This window comes from Acidithiobacillus sp. TH-A36 (assembly GCF_057473445.1).
The window spans coordinates 1-1971 of record NZ_JBYCKP010000224.1 but is presented as its reverse complement, the minus strand read 5'-3'; the positions used below and the strand labels follow the sequence as shown (position 1 = coordinate 1971).

Here is a 1971-nt window from a genome sequence, read left to right as displayed (position 1 = left end):
AGTTGCCGCCCAGCAAAGGTTGCAGATCCTGGGCAATTTCCGCCATGGTCAAACCCAGATTGGCGGCAATATTGCGATGGATTTTCAGCACCAGTTCCGGATTGTCAATGCGCAGGTCCTTGGTCACATAGTGGAAAAGACCGCTTTCATAAGCTTTAGCAATTAACATGTCTGCTACCTGATCTATTTTGTCGTAACTCCCTGGGCTTTGCAAAACGAACTGTACAGGCAAACCACCCGCTGAACCCGGCAAAGATGGTGGCAAGAAAGAGGCTACCTGTAGGCCGGGCACGCTTTGCAATTGCTGCTGCAATTTGGGCTGAATCTGCATAGCCGAGACCGAGCGATCAGACCAGTTAGTCAAAAGCATCCCCGCAAAAAGACTGTTACTACCGCCGCCGCTTCCGACAGAAACTCCTGTCACCATGAAACTTGCTTTTTCTTGCGGGTACTGATTGAAGACCTTGAGCACTTGTTTGCCATACTTGACCAATCGATCTGGAGTAATGGTTGGGCCACCGGTGCCTGCATTGAAAATAACGCCTTGATCTTCCTGCGGCGCCAGTTCTGTTTTGGAAGTGGAGAACAGGAAGTAAATGCTGCCAAATATGACAATGGCAAAGAGCATGGTGACCGGCACGAAATTCAGGCTACTGTGGAGAAGTCGATCATAAAAGCCGCGTAAGTCTGCAAAACGCTGTTCGATGAAGTGTTCGAAACCATGTTCTTTGGTGGGTTTTAAAACCTTGCTGGACAACATCGGGGAGAGCGTCAGTGCGACGATCATGGAGATCAACACGGTGGCGACCAGAGTAAAGGCAAACTCCCCGAACAAGGTGCCTGTCAGCCCCCCCATGAACCCAATTGGGGCAAACACCGCAATCAAGGTGGTGGACATAACGATAATGGGACCACCCAGTTCGCGTCCGGTCATCAAGGCAGCATCAAAAGGGCTTTTACCTTCATCAATGTGACGATGCACGTTTTCTACAACGATAATGGCATCATCCACCACCAGACCAATGGCCAGCACTACTGCCAGCAAAGTTAGCAGATTAATGGTGTAACCCAGAGACCATGTGATCAAACCTCCTCCAATAATAGACAGGGGTATTGCGATGCCAGGAATGATGGCTGCGCGGAAAGATCCGAGAAAAACAAAAATCACAAGAAGCACTACGCTCAGAGTAATGCCAATGGTCATCACAACCTCATCAATGGAAGCCTGGATGAAAGTGCTGGTGTCGTAAGGAATCGCCGCATGCATACCGGGTGGCAGACTTTTTTCGAGCTTTGCCAGGGAGCTTTTAACTCCGGCTGCTACATCCAGAGAGTTGGCGGATGGAGCTTCCTGAATGCCAATGAACGCTGCCGTTTTACCATCATAAAATGCCTGAGAATCATAATCTTGGGCACCTAGTTCAACATGGGCAACATCTTTCAGGCGAATCAGGGTGTTGCCCGACTGCTTGATGACCAGATCACGGAATTCACTGACATTGTGCAGGCTAGTGGTGGCCACAATGGTGTCTTGTACGGTTTTACCCCGGGTCCGCCCGACGGCCGAGATGAAATCATTGGCTGTCAACGCCTGAGAAACCTGGGCAGCGGTCACATTGAGTGCGGCCATTTTCTGCGGGTTCAGCCAGACGCGCATGGCATAGGTATTCCCATTGCCTGCACCGGCTGGCAGAATTTGAGCTTCTCCGACCCCATGTACCGAGGCCAGACGCGGTTGCGCCACGCGCAGCAAATAATCAGTAATTTGCTGCTGACTGAGATGGTTTCCGTAAAAAGCGATATACATCATGTCTGTTCCGGGGCCCTTCGTGACGTTGATCACGGGCAACTGGCTACCCGTGGGCAACTGATTCGTCACCTGCTGGACTTTGGACTGAATGTTGGCCACTGCGGCACTGGGGCTGTAATTCAGCTTCATGTACACCGTAATGGTGGAGGACCCCTCCGCAC

At 51.1% G+C, this 1971-nt stretch carries 1 protein-coding gene; it reads right to left on the bottom strand.

Features of this window, described 5'->3' with window-relative positions:
• Window positions 1–1939: efflux RND transporter permease subunit (locus tag AC2VLY_RS05850; RefSeq protein WP_486921926.1), on the bottom strand; the 1939-nt coding region annotated here is incomplete at its 3' end.
• Window positions 1940–1971 lie beyond the last annotated feature (32 nt).